The sequence below is a fragment of the Bacillus sp. FSL H7-0578 genome (genome assembly GCF_038630855.1).
Lineage (GTDB): Bacteria > Bacillota > Bacilli > Bacillales > Bacillaceae > Bacillus > Bacillus safensis.
Map to the genome: position 1 here is coordinate 3,270,227 of NZ_CP152045.1, position 14,387 is coordinate 3,284,613.

18 protein-coding genes are annotated in these 14,387 nt (G+C 42.0%); 1 reads left to right on the top strand and 17 read right to left on the bottom strand.

Going from position 1 to position 14,387, the window contains the following annotated elements:
• Window positions 1-32 precede the first annotated feature (32 nt).
• The 3 genes from murA to MHB41_RS16830 form a co-directional block, all read right to left on the bottom strand.
• Window positions 33-1,340, bottom strand: coding sequence for a UDP-N-acetylglucosamine 1-carboxyvinyltransferase (gene murA / locus MHB41_RS16820; protein ID WP_061110185.1), 1,308 nt, complete (start codon window positions 1,338-1,340; stop codon window positions 33-35).
• A gap of 32 nt (window positions 1,341-1,372) precedes the next feature.
• On the bottom strand, window positions 1,373-2,107 hold the full coding sequence (locus MHB41_RS16825) for a YwmB family TATA-box binding protein (RefSeq protein ID WP_267542722.1): 735 nt from the start codon (window positions 2,105-2,107) through the stop codon (window positions 1,373-1,375).
• A gap of 129 nt (window positions 2,108-2,236) precedes the next feature.
• Window positions 2,237-2,467: a DUF1146 family protein gene (locus MHB41_RS16830; RefSeq protein WP_024423724.1), complete on the bottom strand. Its 231-nt coding sequence runs from the start codon at window positions 2,465-2,467 to the stop codon at window positions 2,237-2,239.
• A gap of 170 nt (window positions 2,468-2,637) precedes the next feature.
• Between MHB41_RS16830 and MHB41_RS16835 the strand changes: the two genes are divergently transcribed.
• Window positions 2,638-3,114 carry a hypothetical protein gene (locus tag MHB41_RS16835; RefSeq protein WP_024426339.1) on the top strand — a complete coding sequence of 159 codons (477 nt, stop codon included), beginning with the start codon at window positions 2,638-2,640 and terminating at the stop codon, window positions 3,112-3,114.
• A gap of 42 nt (window positions 3,115-3,156) precedes the next feature.
• Here MHB41_RS16835 and MHB41_RS16840 read toward each other — a convergent pair whose 3' ends face one another.
• The 14 genes from MHB41_RS16840 to MHB41_RS16905 form a co-directional block, all read right to left on the bottom strand.
• On the bottom strand, window positions 3,157-3,552 hold the full coding sequence (locus tag MHB41_RS16840) for a F0F1 ATP synthase subunit epsilon (RefSeq protein WP_003214592.1): 396 nt from the start codon (window positions 3,550-3,552) through the stop codon (window positions 3,157-3,159).
• A 24-nt stretch (window positions 3,553-3,576) separates the two neighbouring features.
• The gene (gene atpD, locus MHB41_RS16845) at window positions 3,577-4,998 is read right to left on the bottom strand and encodes a F0F1 ATP synthase subunit beta (RefSeq protein WP_008354929.1); all 1,422 of its coding nucleotides are present in this window, start codon (window positions 4,996-4,998) and stop codon (window positions 3,577-3,579) included.
• Between the two features lie 24 nt (window positions 4,999-5,022).
• A complete protein-coding gene (locus tag MHB41_RS16850) occupies window positions 5,023-5,889 on the bottom strand; it encodes a F0F1 ATP synthase subunit gamma (protein ID WP_024423727.1) in 867 nt (288 codons plus the stop codon).
• Window positions 5,890-5,977: 88 nt separating this feature from the next.
• Entirely contained in the window at window positions 5,978-7,486 is a 1,509-nt protein-coding gene (atpA, locus tag MHB41_RS16855) for a F0F1 ATP synthase subunit alpha (protein ID WP_034281219.1), read from the bottom strand.
• Between the two features lie 16 nt (window positions 7,487-7,502).
• Window positions 7,503-8,048, bottom strand: a complete 546-nt coding sequence (locus MHB41_RS16860; protein WP_024426340.1) for a F0F1 ATP synthase subunit delta — start codon at window positions 8,046-8,048, stop codon at window positions 7,503-7,505.
• Entirely contained in the window at window positions 8,045-8,566 is a 522-nt protein-coding gene (gene atpF, locus MHB41_RS16865) for a F0F1 ATP synthase subunit B (protein ID WP_034281220.1), read from the bottom strand. The genes MHB41_RS16860 and atpF overlap by 4 nt, the downstream gene beginning before the upstream one ends.
• Window positions 8,567-8,686: 120 nt before the next feature.
• On the bottom strand, window positions 8,687-8,899 hold the full coding sequence (gene atpE / locus MHB41_RS16870; protein ID WP_003214968.1) for a F0F1 ATP synthase subunit C: 213 nt from the start codon (window positions 8,897-8,899) through the stop codon (window positions 8,687-8,689).
• Between the two features lie 48 nt (window positions 8,900-8,947).
• Window positions 8,948-9,682, bottom strand: a complete 735-nt coding sequence (gene atpB, locus MHB41_RS16875; RefSeq protein WP_342502602.1) for a F0F1 ATP synthase subunit A — start codon at window positions 9,680-9,682, stop codon at window positions 8,948-8,950.
• A 7-nt stretch (window positions 9,683-9,689) separates the two neighbouring features.
• A complete protein-coding gene (locus MHB41_RS16880; RefSeq protein ID WP_024423731.1) occupies window positions 9,690-10,073 on the bottom strand; it encodes an ATP synthase subunit I in 384 nt (127 codons plus the stop codon).
• Window positions 10,074-10,570: 497 nt separating this feature from the next.
• On the bottom strand, window positions 10,571-11,200 hold the full coding sequence (upp, locus tag MHB41_RS16885) for a uracil phosphoribosyltransferase (RefSeq protein ID WP_003214553.1): 630 nt from the start codon (window positions 11,198-11,200) through the stop codon (window positions 10,571-10,573).
• 147 nt (window positions 11,201-11,347) lie between these two features.
• Window positions 11,348-12,595 (bottom strand): serine hydroxymethyltransferase, encoded by a 1,248-nt coding sequence (gene glyA / locus MHB41_RS16890; protein WP_340899812.1) that lies wholly within the window; start codon window positions 12,593-12,595, stop codon window positions 11,348-11,350.
• A gap of 177 nt (window positions 12,596-12,772) precedes the next feature.
• On the bottom strand, window positions 12,773-13,312 hold the full coding sequence (locus tag MHB41_RS16895; RefSeq protein WP_024423733.1) for a TIGR01440 family protein: 540 nt from the start codon (window positions 13,310-13,312) through the stop codon (window positions 12,773-12,775).
• Window positions 13,313-13,324: 12 nt separating this feature from the next.
• Window positions 13,325-13,774: a ribose 5-phosphate isomerase B gene (rpiB, locus tag MHB41_RS16900; protein ID WP_003214714.1), complete on the bottom strand. Its 450-nt coding sequence runs from the start codon at window positions 13,772-13,774 to the stop codon at window positions 13,325-13,327.
• A gap of 133 nt (window positions 13,775-13,907) precedes the next feature.
• Entirely contained in the window at window positions 13,908-14,366 is a 459-nt protein-coding gene (locus MHB41_RS16905) for a low molecular weight protein arginine phosphatase (protein WP_024423734.1), read from the bottom strand.
• Window positions 14,367-14,387: the final 21 nt, after the last annotated feature.

A 14,387-nucleotide genomic window follows, 5' to 3' on the forward strand; every position in this document is an offset into this window, starting at 1 on the left:
TGCCCCAATGGACACACTGATTTCTTTCATGATTAAGCGTTCAGATCTGATACAACTTGTTCTTGTGTCACATCTGCTGATTCATCGTTTACTCTTTCAATATCTGCACCGATTGCTGCAAGCTTTTGGTGGAAGTTCACATAACCACGGTCAATATGCTTCAACTCAGTGACACGTGTATGACCTTCTGCCACTAATCCAGCAAGTACAAGTGCTGCTCCTGCTCTTAAATCAGTCGCTGCCACTTCAGCACCTTGAAGTTGAACCGGCCCATTGATAATGACAGAGCGACCCTCAATTTTAATATCGCCATTCATGCGGCGGAATTCTTCAGCATGCATAAAGCGGTTTTCAAACACCGTTTCTGTGATCATGCTTGTTCCGTTCGCACGAAGCAATAGCGCCATCATCTGAGATTGCATATCCGTTGGGAACCCAGGATGCGGCATTGTTTTTAGATCGATTGGCTTGAGCTCAGATGGTCCAATGACTCTTAAACCTTCTTCTTCTTCAATGATCTGAATACCCATTTCTTCCATTTTTGCCACAAGTGATGTCATGTGCTCTGGCACTGCGCCTTTTACAAGAACATTTCCTTCTGTAATGGCTGCTGCCACCATGAAAGTACCTGCTTCAATTCTGTCAGGGATGATGTTGTGTTTTGCACCGTGAAGTGATTCCACACCTTCGATTTTGATTGTACCAGTACCAGCACCGCGAACCTTACCGCCCATGGCATTGATGTAGTTTGCTAAATCAACAATTTCAGGTTCTTTTGCTACGTTTTCTAAAATCGTTGTTCCTTCAGCTAATGCTGCTGCCATGATGATGTTTTCAGTTGCCCCTACACTTGGGAAATCCAAATAGATTTTTGCACCTTTTAAACGGCCTTTTACTTCAGCCTCGATGAAACCATTACCTACTTGAATTTTAGCTCCCATTGCTTCAAAGCCTTTTAAATGCTGATCAATTGGTCTTGAACCAATCGCACAGCCTCCAGGTAATGCAACTCTTGCATGACCTGTTCTTGCTAAAAGTGGTCCCATGACAAGCACGGATGCTCGCATTTTACGGACATACTCAAACGGAGCCTCAGTTTCTAGTGCATGAGATGCATCAACTGATACTTCGTTATTTTCAAAATGTACTTCTGCTCCTAAATGACGTAACACTTCATTGATTGTATATACATCGGAGAGCGTAGGTACATCACAAATTACGCTTTTTTCTGTACTTGCTAACAAAGATGCAGCGATTACTGGTAAAACGGCATTTTTTGCGCCTTCTACTTTAACTGTGCCGTTTAACTTTTGACCGCCGCGGACGATGATTTTTTCCAAGGTCTTCCCCTCCGCGTCCCAAATTCTCTATATTAATATTCAGTCGTTACGATTGGTGTGCCAACCGTAATCGTATGATTTTCGTTCATTTCCGAACTTCTGATGGCAATTTGAACATTCATTTTATCATTTGAAGTCATAATGAACTGTTCCCACTTATCTGTGTAAGCGGAAAGCGACACAAAATTAGACTCAACGAGATACTCAACTGGTTTTGCTTGAAATTCATTTGCTAACATTTCAGCTTTTTTTTGCAAAACAACATCCATCATACCATTTACATGACCATCGAGACAAGTAAAAATTACAATTTTCTCTTGTAATATGCTTTTTGCATGACGTACGAACTGATCATATGTATGCTCCCAGGTATTCAGTGGGCGAGCACCTTTTTGCTCATATAATAAATACGACTTTTGATTGGATTTTGTGTCGGTCTTCACGAGTAAAATTTTCGATTCTGTATCATTTTTTTCATCTTTGTAAATTCCTGTGACTTTGGTGACATGTTGTTCTTTTTTTTCGGTCCACTCATACTGTCGTAGTTCGTCTTTCAAACGTTTCACTTTTTTTGAAAATTGTTCGGATGAAATATCTACATTTGTTTTGGCATGAAGGGTCCACCCATCGACTTCGATTTGCTGGTTTTTTAGACCTTCTGCTATTTGAGCGAGCGGAGAAGATTCTTCCGCACGAACACCTTGAATCATCAGAACTAAAAAAAGAATAAACGCAAATAATGGCCAACCTTTCAAATACTTTCTCACTTGTCATTCCCCCTTGCTACAAGTGTTGCCGCAAGGAGATCAATGCATACGTGGAAAAGTCAACAAAAGGCGAGCCTTTTGACCCTTCTTTTTACGTTCCCGCAGAAGGCCGTGACCAAACCTTTTATGTTAGAACATATAAGGAATTTGTCTCGAAAAATTTAAGTAATCAAGGAAGAAATTGCTGACTGCAGATGCGATAGCAATGGTAATGAGCATCATCAGCAGCCTTGCTTGAACGATTTTCCCTTTTTTAATGAGTGGATCAATATTTACAGCAAGCAGTGCCCACCATGTAACCGCGATAAAAAATAGGTGGATCACAATGCCCACGATTGCTTGTTGTCCTACGTCTTCCATACAGTTGAATCCTCCTTTTATTTATTTCTGTAAAGGAAAACTCCCTTTCATTATATCCTCGAAAATCGGAAAGATGAATCATTTGGAAAAAAGAGCTACATTTAGTGTAAATCCCCTCTTATCCTGATGCCAAGGAGATGATATACTGCGTGTGGAAGGAGCTGAACACATTGAAAGATTCTTTTCCTGACTTTGTTGATTTGTACGGAGAATTGGTTCCCTCATTTGATCATGAATGGGAGGCCATTGCTTTCTACTTTGATTATAGACAGACACAGCTAGAAGAATTAGCGCAATTGTGTCATTTTCATAACATTTCTTTGGATTACTCTGAGGAAAGCTTGTATCAGTTAGAATCACTATACTTTGATGCATTGACCAAGCAGCTGTTCGCTGAGTGGAAAATGCCAATAGATGCATTAGAAGCGATGATGAGTGTGTATATAGGAGAGGTTGTCATCCGTCATCATTCAGATGCTGACTGGGTGGTGCGGCCTTATATGGATTCTCCGCACAAATATACGCTTGGCTTACGCAGAAACAATAAAACATGGCATTGTAGTACGCAATTTTGCGAGCACTTATATCTAGAAAAGCAAGCATCTCATCCTTATGTGTCGATGTATCAATCTCTCATGTCATCCTAAAAAAAATCCTTCTTATCACTGTGATAAGAAGGATTTTCTGTTTTATTTCCCTGCTACATTTAAACGGTTTAACGCCCGTTTTAATGCGAGTTCCGCCCGGCGTACATCACTTTCATTCGGGTGGTTCAAATGCTCTTCAGCACGCTGTTTCGCTGATTTAGCACGATCGACATCAACTTTGTCTGATGTTTCAGCGGCCTGAGCCAGAATTGTTACTTGTTCAGGGCGGACTTCAACAAATCCGCCACTTACTGCAACCAATTCAGTTGATCCACTATGTTTTAAGCGAACTGCACCGATTTTTAGCGGAGCAACCATTGGAACGTGGCCAGCTAAAATACCAAGCTCACCGCTTTCTGCTCTTACACTGACCATTTCCACATCCGCTTGATACACTGGGCCGTCGGGAGTAACGATATTGACTTGAACGGTCTTCATGCTTTTACCCTCCTAAGGACCAGATTAGGCCTCTACACCCATCTCTTTGGCTTTTTCAACCACTTCTTCAATGCGTCCAACTAAGCGGAATGCATCTTCTGGAAGGTGATCGTATTTACCAGATAAGATTTCCTTGAAGCCTTTAACAGTTTCTTTCAATGGCACATAAGAACCCTTTTGGCCAGTGAACTGCTCTGCTACGTGGAAGTTTTGAGATAGGAAGAATTGAACACGACGTGCTCTGTGAACCACAAGCTTATCGTCCTCAGATAATTCATCCATACCTAAAATGGCAATAATATCCTGCAGCTCTTTATAACGCTGTAATGTTTGCTGCACTTCACGCGCAATCGCATAATGCTCTTCGCCAACGATCTCAGGTGCAAGTGCACGAGATGTTGAAGCAAGAGGATCAACCGCTGGATAAATACCCATTTCAGTCAGCTTACGCTCAAGGTTTGTCGTTGCATCAAGGTGAGCGAATGTCGTTGCTGGAGCTGGATCCGTATAGTCATCCGCAGGTACATAGATCGCTTGAATCGATGTAACCGATCCTACGTTTGTAGACGTGATACGCTCTTGCAGCTGACCCATCTCTGTTGCAAGTGTCGGCTGATAACCTACCGCTGAAGGCATACGTCCAAGAAGGGCTGATACTTCAGAACCTGCTTGTGTAAAGCGATAGATATTATCGATGAAGAACAATACGTCTTGACCTTGTTCATCACGGAAATGCTCTGCCATTGTCAAACCAGTTAGGGCAACACGCATACGTGCACCTGGCGGCTCGTTCATTTGGCCGAAGACCATGGCTGTTTTCTCGATAACGCCAGAATCTTTCATTTCGTAGTAAAGGTCGTTTCCTTCACGTGTACGCTCTCCAACACCAGCGAATACAGAGATACCGCCGTGTTCTTGTGCGATGTTGTTGATCAATTCTTGAATTAGAACGGTTTTACCTACACCAGCTCCACCGAATAGACCGATCTTTCCACCTTTGATGTAAGGAGCAAGCAGGTCAACAACTTTGATACCTGTTTCAAGAATTTCAACTTCTGTAGAAAGTTGATCAAAAGAAGGCGCTTGTCTGTGGATTGGATCTCTTTGAGCTTCCACACCAAGTGGCTCATCTAAGTCAATGTTATCCCCCAGTACGTTGAAAACACGTCCAAGTGTTACGTTACCAACTGGTACTGAAATTGGTTTTCCAAGGTCTACAGCTTCCATACCGCGCTTCACACCGTCTGTTGATGCCATTGCGATGGTTCTCACTGTATCGTCACCTAAATGTAGTGCTACTTCTAAAGTTAAGTCGATATCAACTTCACTTTCGCTTTCCGCTTTATGCGAAACTTTGATCGCATTATAAATCTCAGGCAAGTGACCGTCTTCAAAACGAACGTCTACGACTGGTCCCATGATCTGACTGATGCGTCCTGTTTTCATTGCATTCCCTCCTGACAATTATTTCTATTCTAAGGCAGCTGCTCCGCCGACAATTTCTGTAATCTCTTGTGTAATCGCTGCTTGACGAGCACGGTTGTAAGAGAGTGTCAGGCTGTCGATCAATTCTTTTGCGTTGTCTGTTGCACTCTTCATTGCTGTCATTCTTGCAGCATGTTCACTTGCTTTGCTGTCAAGAAGCGCACCGAAAATCAAACTCTCTGCATATTGAGGAAGGAGAACTTCAAGAATTTCTTCTTCAGAAGGCTCAAACTCATAAGATGCGGAACGTTTATTTGGTGTCGCTGCGGCCGAAAGGTCCGTTAGCGGCAATAATTTCTTCTCTGTTACTTCTTGTGAAATCGCACTGACAAAGTGGTTGTAGAACATATAAAGTTCGTCAAACGCTTCATCAGAGAACATTTGAACTGTACTGCTTGCTAATTCTTTAATATCAGCAAACGCTACTTCGTCTCCAAGCCCTGTTACTTCAGAAATAACTGGAATACCACGCTTTTTGAAGAAGTCGCGTCCGATTTTACCAATGACAATCACCGCATATTCATCAGCGGATTGATGACGAGATTGAATGGTTTGGTAAGCGGCACGCAAAATCGAGCTGTTAAAAGGTCCTGCAAGCCCTCGATCAGATGTAATAACGAGATACCCTGTTTTCTTGACAGGTCTTGAAAGAAGCATTGGGTGCTTAGCACTTGTTCCAGTTGCGATTGCAGCAACCACTTCCTGGATTTTCTCCATGTAAGGAACAAAAGACTTCGCATTGTTTTCAGCACGATTCAGTTTCGCAGCTGATACCATTTGCATCGCTTTTGTGATCTGACTCGATTTTTTCGTTGACGTGATCCTTGACTTTATATCGCGTAATGAGGCCAAAGATTTCACCACCTTTTTTCAGGAATCCGTGTTCATTTACGTGAAAAGAGAGAAAAAGAGAATCTTTTTCTCTCGGAAAGATTACTAATTAGTTGCTTGGTGCAAACGTACGTTTAAAGCCTTCGATTGCTGTCTTCCACTCTTCATCAGCAGGCATATTTCCTGTTTGAGAGATCGTGTCAAACAAGCCTTTATGGTTTTCTTCAATGTACAAGAATAACTCAGCTTCAAAACGTTTAACATCAGCAATGGCAACATCGTCTAAGTATCCTCTTGTTAGTGCGTAAAGAATCGCTACTTGTTTTTCAACTTTAAGCGGTTTGTTCAAGTCTTGTTTTAAGACTTCAACTGTTCTTGCACCACGGTTTAATTTCGCTTGAGTGGCTTGGTCTAGATCAGATCCAAATTGAGCGAATGCTTCAAGCTCACGATAAGAAGCAAGATCCAGACGAAGTGTACCTGCTACCTTTTTCATCGCTTTGATTTGTGCAGAACCACCTACACGGGATACAGACAATCCTGCGTTTACTGCTGGACGTACGCCTGAGAAGAAGAGGTCAGATTGTAAGAAGATCTGTCCATCTGTGATTGAAATAACGTTTGTTGGGATATATGCAGAGATATCGCCAGCCTGCGTTTCTACGAAAGGCAATGCTGTGATAGAACCGCCACCCTTTGCGTCACTAAGCTTCGCTGCACGTTCTAATAAACGAGAGTGAAGATAGAAAACATCACCAGGGAATGCCTCACGACCTGGAGGACGACGAAGCAATAGTGAAAGCTCACGGTAAGCTGCCGCTTGTTTAGAAAGGTCATCATAGACAACAAGTACGTGCTTGCCGTTATACATGAATTCCTCACCCATCGTTACACCTGCATAAGGAGCAAGGTAAAGAAGTGGAGCCGGCTGTGATGCAGAAGCTGTGACAACGATTGTGTAGTCAAGCGCACCATGCTTACGAAGTGTTTCAACAACACCACGAACCGTTGATTCTTTTTGTCCGATCGCTACATAAATACAGATCATGTCTTGATCTTTTTGGTTTAGAATCGTATCGATTGCAACAGATGTTTTACCTGTTTGACGGTCACCAATGATCAATTCACGCTGTCCGCGGCCGATTGGAATCAAGGCATCAATTGCTTTAATTCCTGTTTGAAGCGGCTCATGTACAGATTTACGATCCATAACGCCAGGTGCTTCACTTTCGATTGGACGTGTTTTGCTTGTTAAGATTGGACCTAGTCCATCAACAGGCTGACCAAGCGGGTTCACAATACGTCCGATTAACTCTTCACCTACTGGAACCTCCATGATACGACCTGTACGTTTTACATCGTCACCTTCGCGGATATCTTTGTAAGGTCCTAAAATAACGATACCTACGTTAGACTCCTCAAGGTTTTGAGCCATACCCATTACACCGTTAGAGAACTCAACCAGCTCTCCTGCCATAATGTTGTCAAGGCCATGTACACGCGCGATACCGTCCCCTACTTGAATGACTGTACCGACATCTTTTACTTCAATTTCTGATTGATAGTTTTGGATTTGCTGCTTTATCAGCGCGCTAATCTCTTCAGCTTTGATACTCACTAAGGTTTCACCCCTTCTAACGATTTTCGCCTGCAAGCTGACGTTCAATGCGGGAAAGCTTTCCGCTGACACTGCCGTCATAAATGCGGTTTCCGATACGGATTTTCACTCCGCCTATTAGATCCTTGTCAATCACATTTTCAACACGCAGTGATGTGACTCCGGCTTTTTTGGCAAATACTTCAGATAAAGATTGAATTTCAGCACCGCTCAGCGGTTTCACTGAATACACGACCGCATCGTCTATTTGTTTCGTGCGGTTTGCAAGTTTCACAAACTCCGACGTCATTTCAGAGAAAATATTCGTGCGTCCGCGGTCAATCAGTAAATACATTGTGTGCAATACATAAGTAGAAACACCTTTGAAAGCTTCTGCAATCAACTGTTTCTTTTTGTCTGCAGTAATCTTTGGATGAACAAGGAAGTCATTGAGTTCTTGATCAGCCTTTAGAACTTTTTTGATCTCATTCAGCTCTTTTTCAGTTTCGTCTACTGCCGAAGAAGCAAGAACGATGTCAAAAAGAGCAGAAGCGTAACGCTTAGAGACAATAGTTACGCTCATCGGCTTTCGCCTGCCTCTTTAAGGTACTCTTGAATCAATTTCTCTTGTGCCTGCTCATCAAGTTCTTTTTCAATCACTTTAGATGCAATCAGCACAGATAGTGATGCAACCTGCTCACGCAGTGCAGCCACAGCTTGTTCTTTTTCTTTCACGATTTCAGTTCTAGCAGACTCTTTCAAGCGCTCTGATTCTTGACGTGCTGCTTGAATGATCTCTTCTTTTTGTTTCTCACCAATCTTTTTCGCATTTTCGATGAGTGTATGTGATTCTTCGCGTGCTTCTTTCAATAAGACACGTTGTTCTTCAAGAAGCTTTTCAGCTTGAACGTGCTTTTCTTCAGCACTTGAGATTTCATTTCCTATATAATCTTCACGCTGCTTCATAATACCTAATAAAGGTTTAAGCGCAAATTTCTTTAAAAGTGCAAGCAAGATGAGCATAGCGATAAGCTGGAATAACATATCACCGGCGTTGAAGCTTAAGCCCCCTGCTCCTAAAACCACTGGTAACTGAGACATTTAGTACGGCAACTCCCTTCTTTAAATAATATGTTAAGAAACAAAACATAAAGGAATGGCGAAGTTTCGAACTAATCTGATCTTCGCCATTAAAATTCATATTAGAACGCTTCTCACATATTAACCAAAGAATGCCAAGAATGCGATAACGACAGCGATAATTGGAAGTGCCTCAACTAAAGCGACCCCGATGAACATAAGTGTTCTTAGTTCTCTACCAGCTTCTGGCTGACGAGCGATTCCTTCAACTGTTTTAGATACGATTAGACCGTTACCAATACCTGCTCCTAGTGCTCCTAAACCGATTGCAATTGCTGCTGCTATTAAATTCATTAAAAAGCTCCTCCTTTAAAATAACGTCCTTTTTGGACTCTCAATTTTTTAGTGTTCGTCGCTGACTTTATGGGAAATGTACACCATTGTCAGCATGGTGAAGATAAATGCCTGGATTGTTCCGACAAACAAACTGAATGCCTGCCATACAATCATCGGCACGATGGCACATAATGTACCAACGATACCAAGCGCAATGTTTTGCGTGTAGAAATTGGTCGCAAGTCCTGCAAGTAACCCAAGAAGAATCTCTCCAGCGAAAATATTTCCGTAAAGACGCAAACCAAGTGTTAGCGTGTTTGCAAATTCTTCAATGATTTTCAGCGGCACTAAATATGGGATTGGCTTGAAGAAGTCTTTCGTATATTCCTTGACTCCTTTTGCCTTGACACCGTAGAAGTGTGTAAGTCCCATGACCATAATTGCTAGTGTCATTGTGATTGCAGGATCAGCAGTTGGTGATTTCCACCACAAGTTGTGATCGACCGTAATCGAGAACGGCAGTCCAAGCATGTTTGAAACAAATATGTACATGAGTAATGTAACGCCAAGCGCTAGAAATGGGGCTCCTGTTTTCATGTCCATCGAACTACCTATGATATTTCGAACAAAATCAACGATCCATTCCATGAAGTTCTGCGCCTTAGTCGGACGAATAGACAGAACACGAGTAGTCAGCACCGCTATGAGAAGAACGATGATACTAGCAATCGTAATCATGAGAACATTGGATAAGTTGAACGTTAACCCTAAAAATTCTGTAGTTTTTGAACTGTGACCCAAAGAGTATTCACCTCTCTTCCATAGTAGAACGTTTAAGTTGAATGAAGGAATCTATCATAATGACAGGATATATTGTCATTAATCCTATAACAACACCTGCCAGATGAACTTCATTAGGGTAACGCCAAGCAATCGCTACTGCGAGAATCGCGTTGGCCCACCTGGCTGTACTTCCCATTGAACGAATGGATTTTCCTTTTTTAACCGCTCGATCAAAAGCGTGCATTCTCCGTATAAGTAGGAATAAATTAAAGAAAGCAAAAATTGTGCCGATAATGAAACCAAGAAACAGTGGTTTAAAACCAGGCATGGCATAGCCAAACACAAAAATTGCCAATAGATAGAACATGTATTTACTCTGTCTGCGGAAAATCGCGTTTGGATCGTTCATTCATCTGACTCCCGATGAAAAGTATTGTAAAAAAGGTGATAAATGGTGATGAAAACTGCGTAGAAGACGCTTATGATAAGCCGTCCTATTCGAAAAAAATCAATCACCCATCGGTCTAATTGCACAATCAGACTTGAAATCTTTAGATCTATGGGATGCTGCTTCATTCGTTGATACAAACCCTGATTATTAAAGGGTTCACAATGAGGATTAGTAGAGTGCTATAGGCTATGAAAACCTTACCATAATACCCTCGTTTAGCATACAATAGCGTCTGTGATGTGTCAATCGGTTGAAAGTTAAAAAACTTTTCTATAGTGATAGAGCACACAAAATGTTCACAATTTCATCAAACTTTAGGAGAGATGTGACAATCATTGAAAAAAACAGCCAATGTTCAGTATACATTGATTTTTCTAAGAACGGTATCAACCGTTTGTCATATATTTCAAAAAGCCCACATGCACGTTTGCATGTGGGCTTTTATTAAGACTTTCTTATTTCGTTCCGTACATACGGTCACCAGCATCACCAAGACCTGGGATGATGTAACCTTTTTCGTTTAGTTTCTCATCTAATGCTGCAATGTAGATATCAACATCTGGATGATGCTTTTGCATTTCTTCTACACCTTCAGGGGCAGCAATCAGACACATAAAGCGAATGTTTTTCGCACCACGTTTTTTCAAGCTGTTTAACGCTTCGACTGCTGAACCGCCAGTTGCAAGCATTGGGTCTACTACGATAAATTCACGTTCTTCCACATCTGATGGAAGCTTCACATAATATTCAACAGGCTTTAATGTTTTCGGATCGCGGTATAAACCGACATGTCCCACTTTAGCAGCTGGAATGAGTTTCAAAATCCCGTCTACCATTCCAAGACCTGCTCTTAAAATTGGCACAACCCCGAGTTTCTTCCCTGAGATCACGTTTGATTTCGCTACTTGTACAGGTGTTTCTACATCTACCTCTTCAAGCGGTAAGTCTCTTGTGATTTCAAATGCCATTAATGTTGCGACTTCATCCACTAGCTCTCTAAATTCTTTAGTTCCTGTATGAACGTCACGAATATATGTAAGTTTGTGCTGAATAAGCGGGTGATCAAATACATAAACCTTTGCCATTGCTTGCTACAACTCCTTTTCTGTCATCTTCCGGTGAACTTTGCACACTTCCTACAATTCTACATAAAAAGACATCATCTTTCAATATGATTCGCAAATCCTACAAAAAAAACCCACATGCCAAAAATAGGCAAATGGGTCTGTTTTTTAATAATCTAATTCGTTATATAGAGGGAAACGGGCCGTAAGATCAGATACACGCTTTTTCGCCTCTTCTAATTTCGCTTCATCTTCATGATGTTTTAGCGCAAGTGCAATAATGGAACCGACTTCTTTCATCGCTTCTTGATTAAACCCGCGGCTTGTTACTGCTGCTGTACCTACACGTACACCGCTTGTGACAAATGGTTTCTCTGGATCATAAGGAATTGCATTTTTGTTCACTGTAATACCGATTTCATCAAGAACGTTTTCTGCAATTTTTCCTGTGATGCCAAGAGAACGCAAGTCGATGAGAACAAGATGGTTATCTGTTCCGCCAGATACAAGCTGAATATCTTCAGATAAAAGTGTTTCAGCTAGTTGTTTTGCATTATTAATGACGTTTTGTGCATATGTTTTGAAATCTCCGTTCAATACTTCACCGAAAGAAACAGCTTTTGCAGAGATGACATGCATCAGTGGTCCACCTTGAATACCAGGGAAGATCGATTTGTCGATCTTTTTACCAAACTCTTCACGGCATAGGATCATTCCGCCGCGAGGTCCGCGTAATGTTTTGTGAGTTGTTGTTGTCACAAAATCTGCGTAAGGAACTGGATTTGGATGAAGACCTGCTGCAACAAGACCAGCAATGTGAGCCATGTCGACCATAAAGTAAGCACCGACTTCATCAGCAATCTCACGGAACTTTTTGAAATCAATTTGACGTGGGTATGCACTTGCACCCGCAACGATGAGTTTCGGCTTATGTTCACGTGCTTTTTCAAGTACATCTTGATAGTCGATATGCTGAGTTTCTTTATCTACACCGTATTCTACAAAGTTGTACTGTACACCACTAAAGTTTACAGGGCTTCCATGTGTTAAATGCCCGCCATGTGATAAGTTCATGCCAAGTACTGTATCGCCATGCTCAAGAATTGTAAAGTATACGGCCATGTTCGCTTGAGCACCTGAGTGAGGCTGTACGTTCACATACTCAGCGCCAAAAATTTCTTTTGCGCGGTCACGTGCGATATCTTCCACAACGTCTACATGTTCACAGCCGCCATAATAGCGTTTACCAGGATAGCCCTCAGCGTATTTGTTTGTTAATACAGAGCCCTGTGCTTCCATGACTGCTTCGCTTACGAAGTTTTCTGATGCAATTAATTCGATTTTGTCCTGCTGGCGTTTCCGCTCTAGTTGAATTGCTTTGAATACTTGTGCGTCTTGCTCAGGTAAATGTTTCATCAGCGAAATCCTCTCCAATCTATTTCCATTCGATGTTTTCACCATCTCATTGTACACGGTTTTTGAGTAAAATGTAAAAGTTTTTTTTGGAAAATCGACTTCTTTTTTATGAAAACCCGAATATTCAAGTGGTAAAGCGTCTTCATCATTCAACATTATATTAGAAATATATCGAAGCTATGATCTTGTATAAACGGCTCGTTCTCCGCCAATCAGCTTCGGACGCGTTTTCGCAAAAGTCACATGTGCATGTCCTAATCGATGACGACTGAGGCGGACAGGTACTGCGACTCTCTTTAAGTGCATCCCAATTAACGTATCGCCGATATCAATTCCAGCATGTGCCTCAATGCATTCGACCAATACAGGATGTTCCATTTGCTGATACGCATGAGCCGCCATCGAACCACCCGCTTTACGGACAGGTACTGCAGCTACGATCTCCAGGTTAAAACGGAAAGCCACTTCTTCTTCAACAACAAGGGCACGATTTAGATGTTCACAGCATTGAAAGGCGAGCTCGATGCCGGTCTCTCGTCTTAACTGATCCAATTCTTGATAGATAGAGGCAGCAATTTGCTCACTTCCTGCAGTACCAATATGCTCACCAGCCACTTCTGACGTACTGCAGCCAATGACTAAGATTTGCCCGGCACGCAATTCAACTGTTTGATGAAACTCTTTTAACATTTCAAGCCAATCTTGACCAATGTTCATGTTAAGCGCTCCTTATAGGTGCTTTTCTTCGTAATCAGCAATTTTGCCAATCCGCACAGCATGGCGTCCTGCTGTAAACTCTGTCGTCAGCCAAATGTGCGCAATCTCACGTGCTAATCCTGGTCCAATCACTCGCTCTCCCATTGCAAGAACGTTCGTATCATTATGTTCTCTCGTTGCTTTCGCACTAAATGTATCATGAGCCAATGCACAGCGAATTCCTTTTACTTTATTTGCTGAGATGCTCATGCCGATGCCTGTCCCACAAATTAAAATGCCGCGGTCGACTTCTCCGTTTGCCACCATATTGGCTACAGGGAAAGCATAATCTGGGTAGTCTACAGAACCTGATCCGCATTCACACCCCATATCAATGTATTCAATCTTCAATTCATCCATCAGTTGTTTGATTTCTTCACGAATATTCGTTCCGCCGTGATCGGATGCAATGGCTACTTTCATCGGGCAATTCCTCCTAAGGGTGAGTTGATCTGTTATGTCTTACATTCATTCTTTATTTACAGTTATATTTTAACCTCTGCCTAGTGATTTGCAAACAATAGCAGAAAAACCGTTGAGGCAACGGTTTTACAAGTTATCTATTATGATGATCTTTTTTCAGCTTCTCAGCGAGCTGATACAGCAAGGCTTCTAGTTCATCTCGAGTTTCCTGATAAACAGAAAGACTTCCTCCAAACGGATCGGATACATCGCCTTCTGTTCCTGTCGCAAATTCCTTTAAAGTGAAGACCTTGCCTTTTGCATGCGCATATTGCTCTGCAATCAACTGTTTATGCTGCATCGTCATCGTGAAGACGTAATGAGCTTCGCGCAGAAGATCCTCTGTCAATTTTGATGATGAGTGATTCAGTGGAATGCTTTTCTCAAATAATGCTTCGATCGCTTGAGGAGAAGCCTTCCCTTCATCGGAGGCAAAAATGCCCGCTGATTTTACAGTGACCTCTAAACCTTTTTCATCTGCAATGGAAGCAAAAAGGGCTTGAGCCATTGGACTTCTGCATGTATTTCCCGTACAAACAAATAAGATTTTCATCTTTCGCCCTCCTTTTCTTCT

Excerpts from the sequence above, each read along its gene's own strand:
- MHB41_RS16830 (WP_024423724.1), bottom strand. The coding sequence starts at position 2,467 with ATGGAAGACGTAGGACAACAAGCAATCGTGGGCATTGTGATCCACCTA.
- MHB41_RS16840 (WP_003214592.1), bottom strand. The coding sequence starts at position 3,552 with ATGAAGACCGTTCAAGTCAATATCGTTACTCCCGACGGCCCAGTGTAT.
- atpD (WP_008354929.1), bottom strand. The coding sequence starts at position 4,998 with ATGAAAACAGGACGCATCAGTCAGATCATGGGACCAGTCGTAGACGTT.
- MHB41_RS16860 (WP_024426340.1), bottom strand. The coding sequence starts at position 8,048 with ATGAGCGTAACTATTGTCTCTAAGCGTTACGCTTCTGCTCTTTTTGAC.
- atpF (WP_034281220.1), bottom strand. The coding sequence starts at position 8,566 with ATGTCTCAGTTACCAGTGGTTTTAGGAGCAGGGGGCTTAAGCTTCAAC.
- atpE (WP_003214968.1), bottom strand. The coding sequence starts at position 8,899 with ATGAATTTAATAGCAGCAGCAATTGCAATCGGTTTAGGAGCACTAGGA.
- MHB41_RS16880 (WP_024423731.1), bottom strand. The coding sequence starts at position 10,073 with ATGAACGATCCAAACGCGATTTTCCGCAGACAGAGTAAATACATGTTC.
- upp (WP_003214553.1), bottom strand. The coding sequence starts at position 11,200 with ATGGCAAAGGTTTATGTATTTGATCACCCGCTTATTCAGCACAAACTT.
- glyA (WP_340899812.1), bottom strand. The coding sequence starts at position 12,595 with ATGAAACATTTACCTGAGCAAGACGCACAAGTATTCAAAGCAATTCAA.
- MHB41_RS16895 (WP_024423733.1), bottom strand. The coding sequence starts at position 13,312 with ATGAACATTGGTCAAGATTGGCTTGAAATGTTAAAAGAGTTTCATCAA.
- rpiB (WP_003214714.1), bottom strand. The coding sequence starts at position 13,774 with ATGAAAGTAGCCATTGCATCCGATCACGGCGGAACGAATATTCGTGAA.
- MHB41_RS16905 (WP_024423734.1), bottom strand. The coding sequence starts at position 14,366 with ATGAAAATCTTATTTGTTTGTACGGGAAATACATGCAGAAGTCCAATG.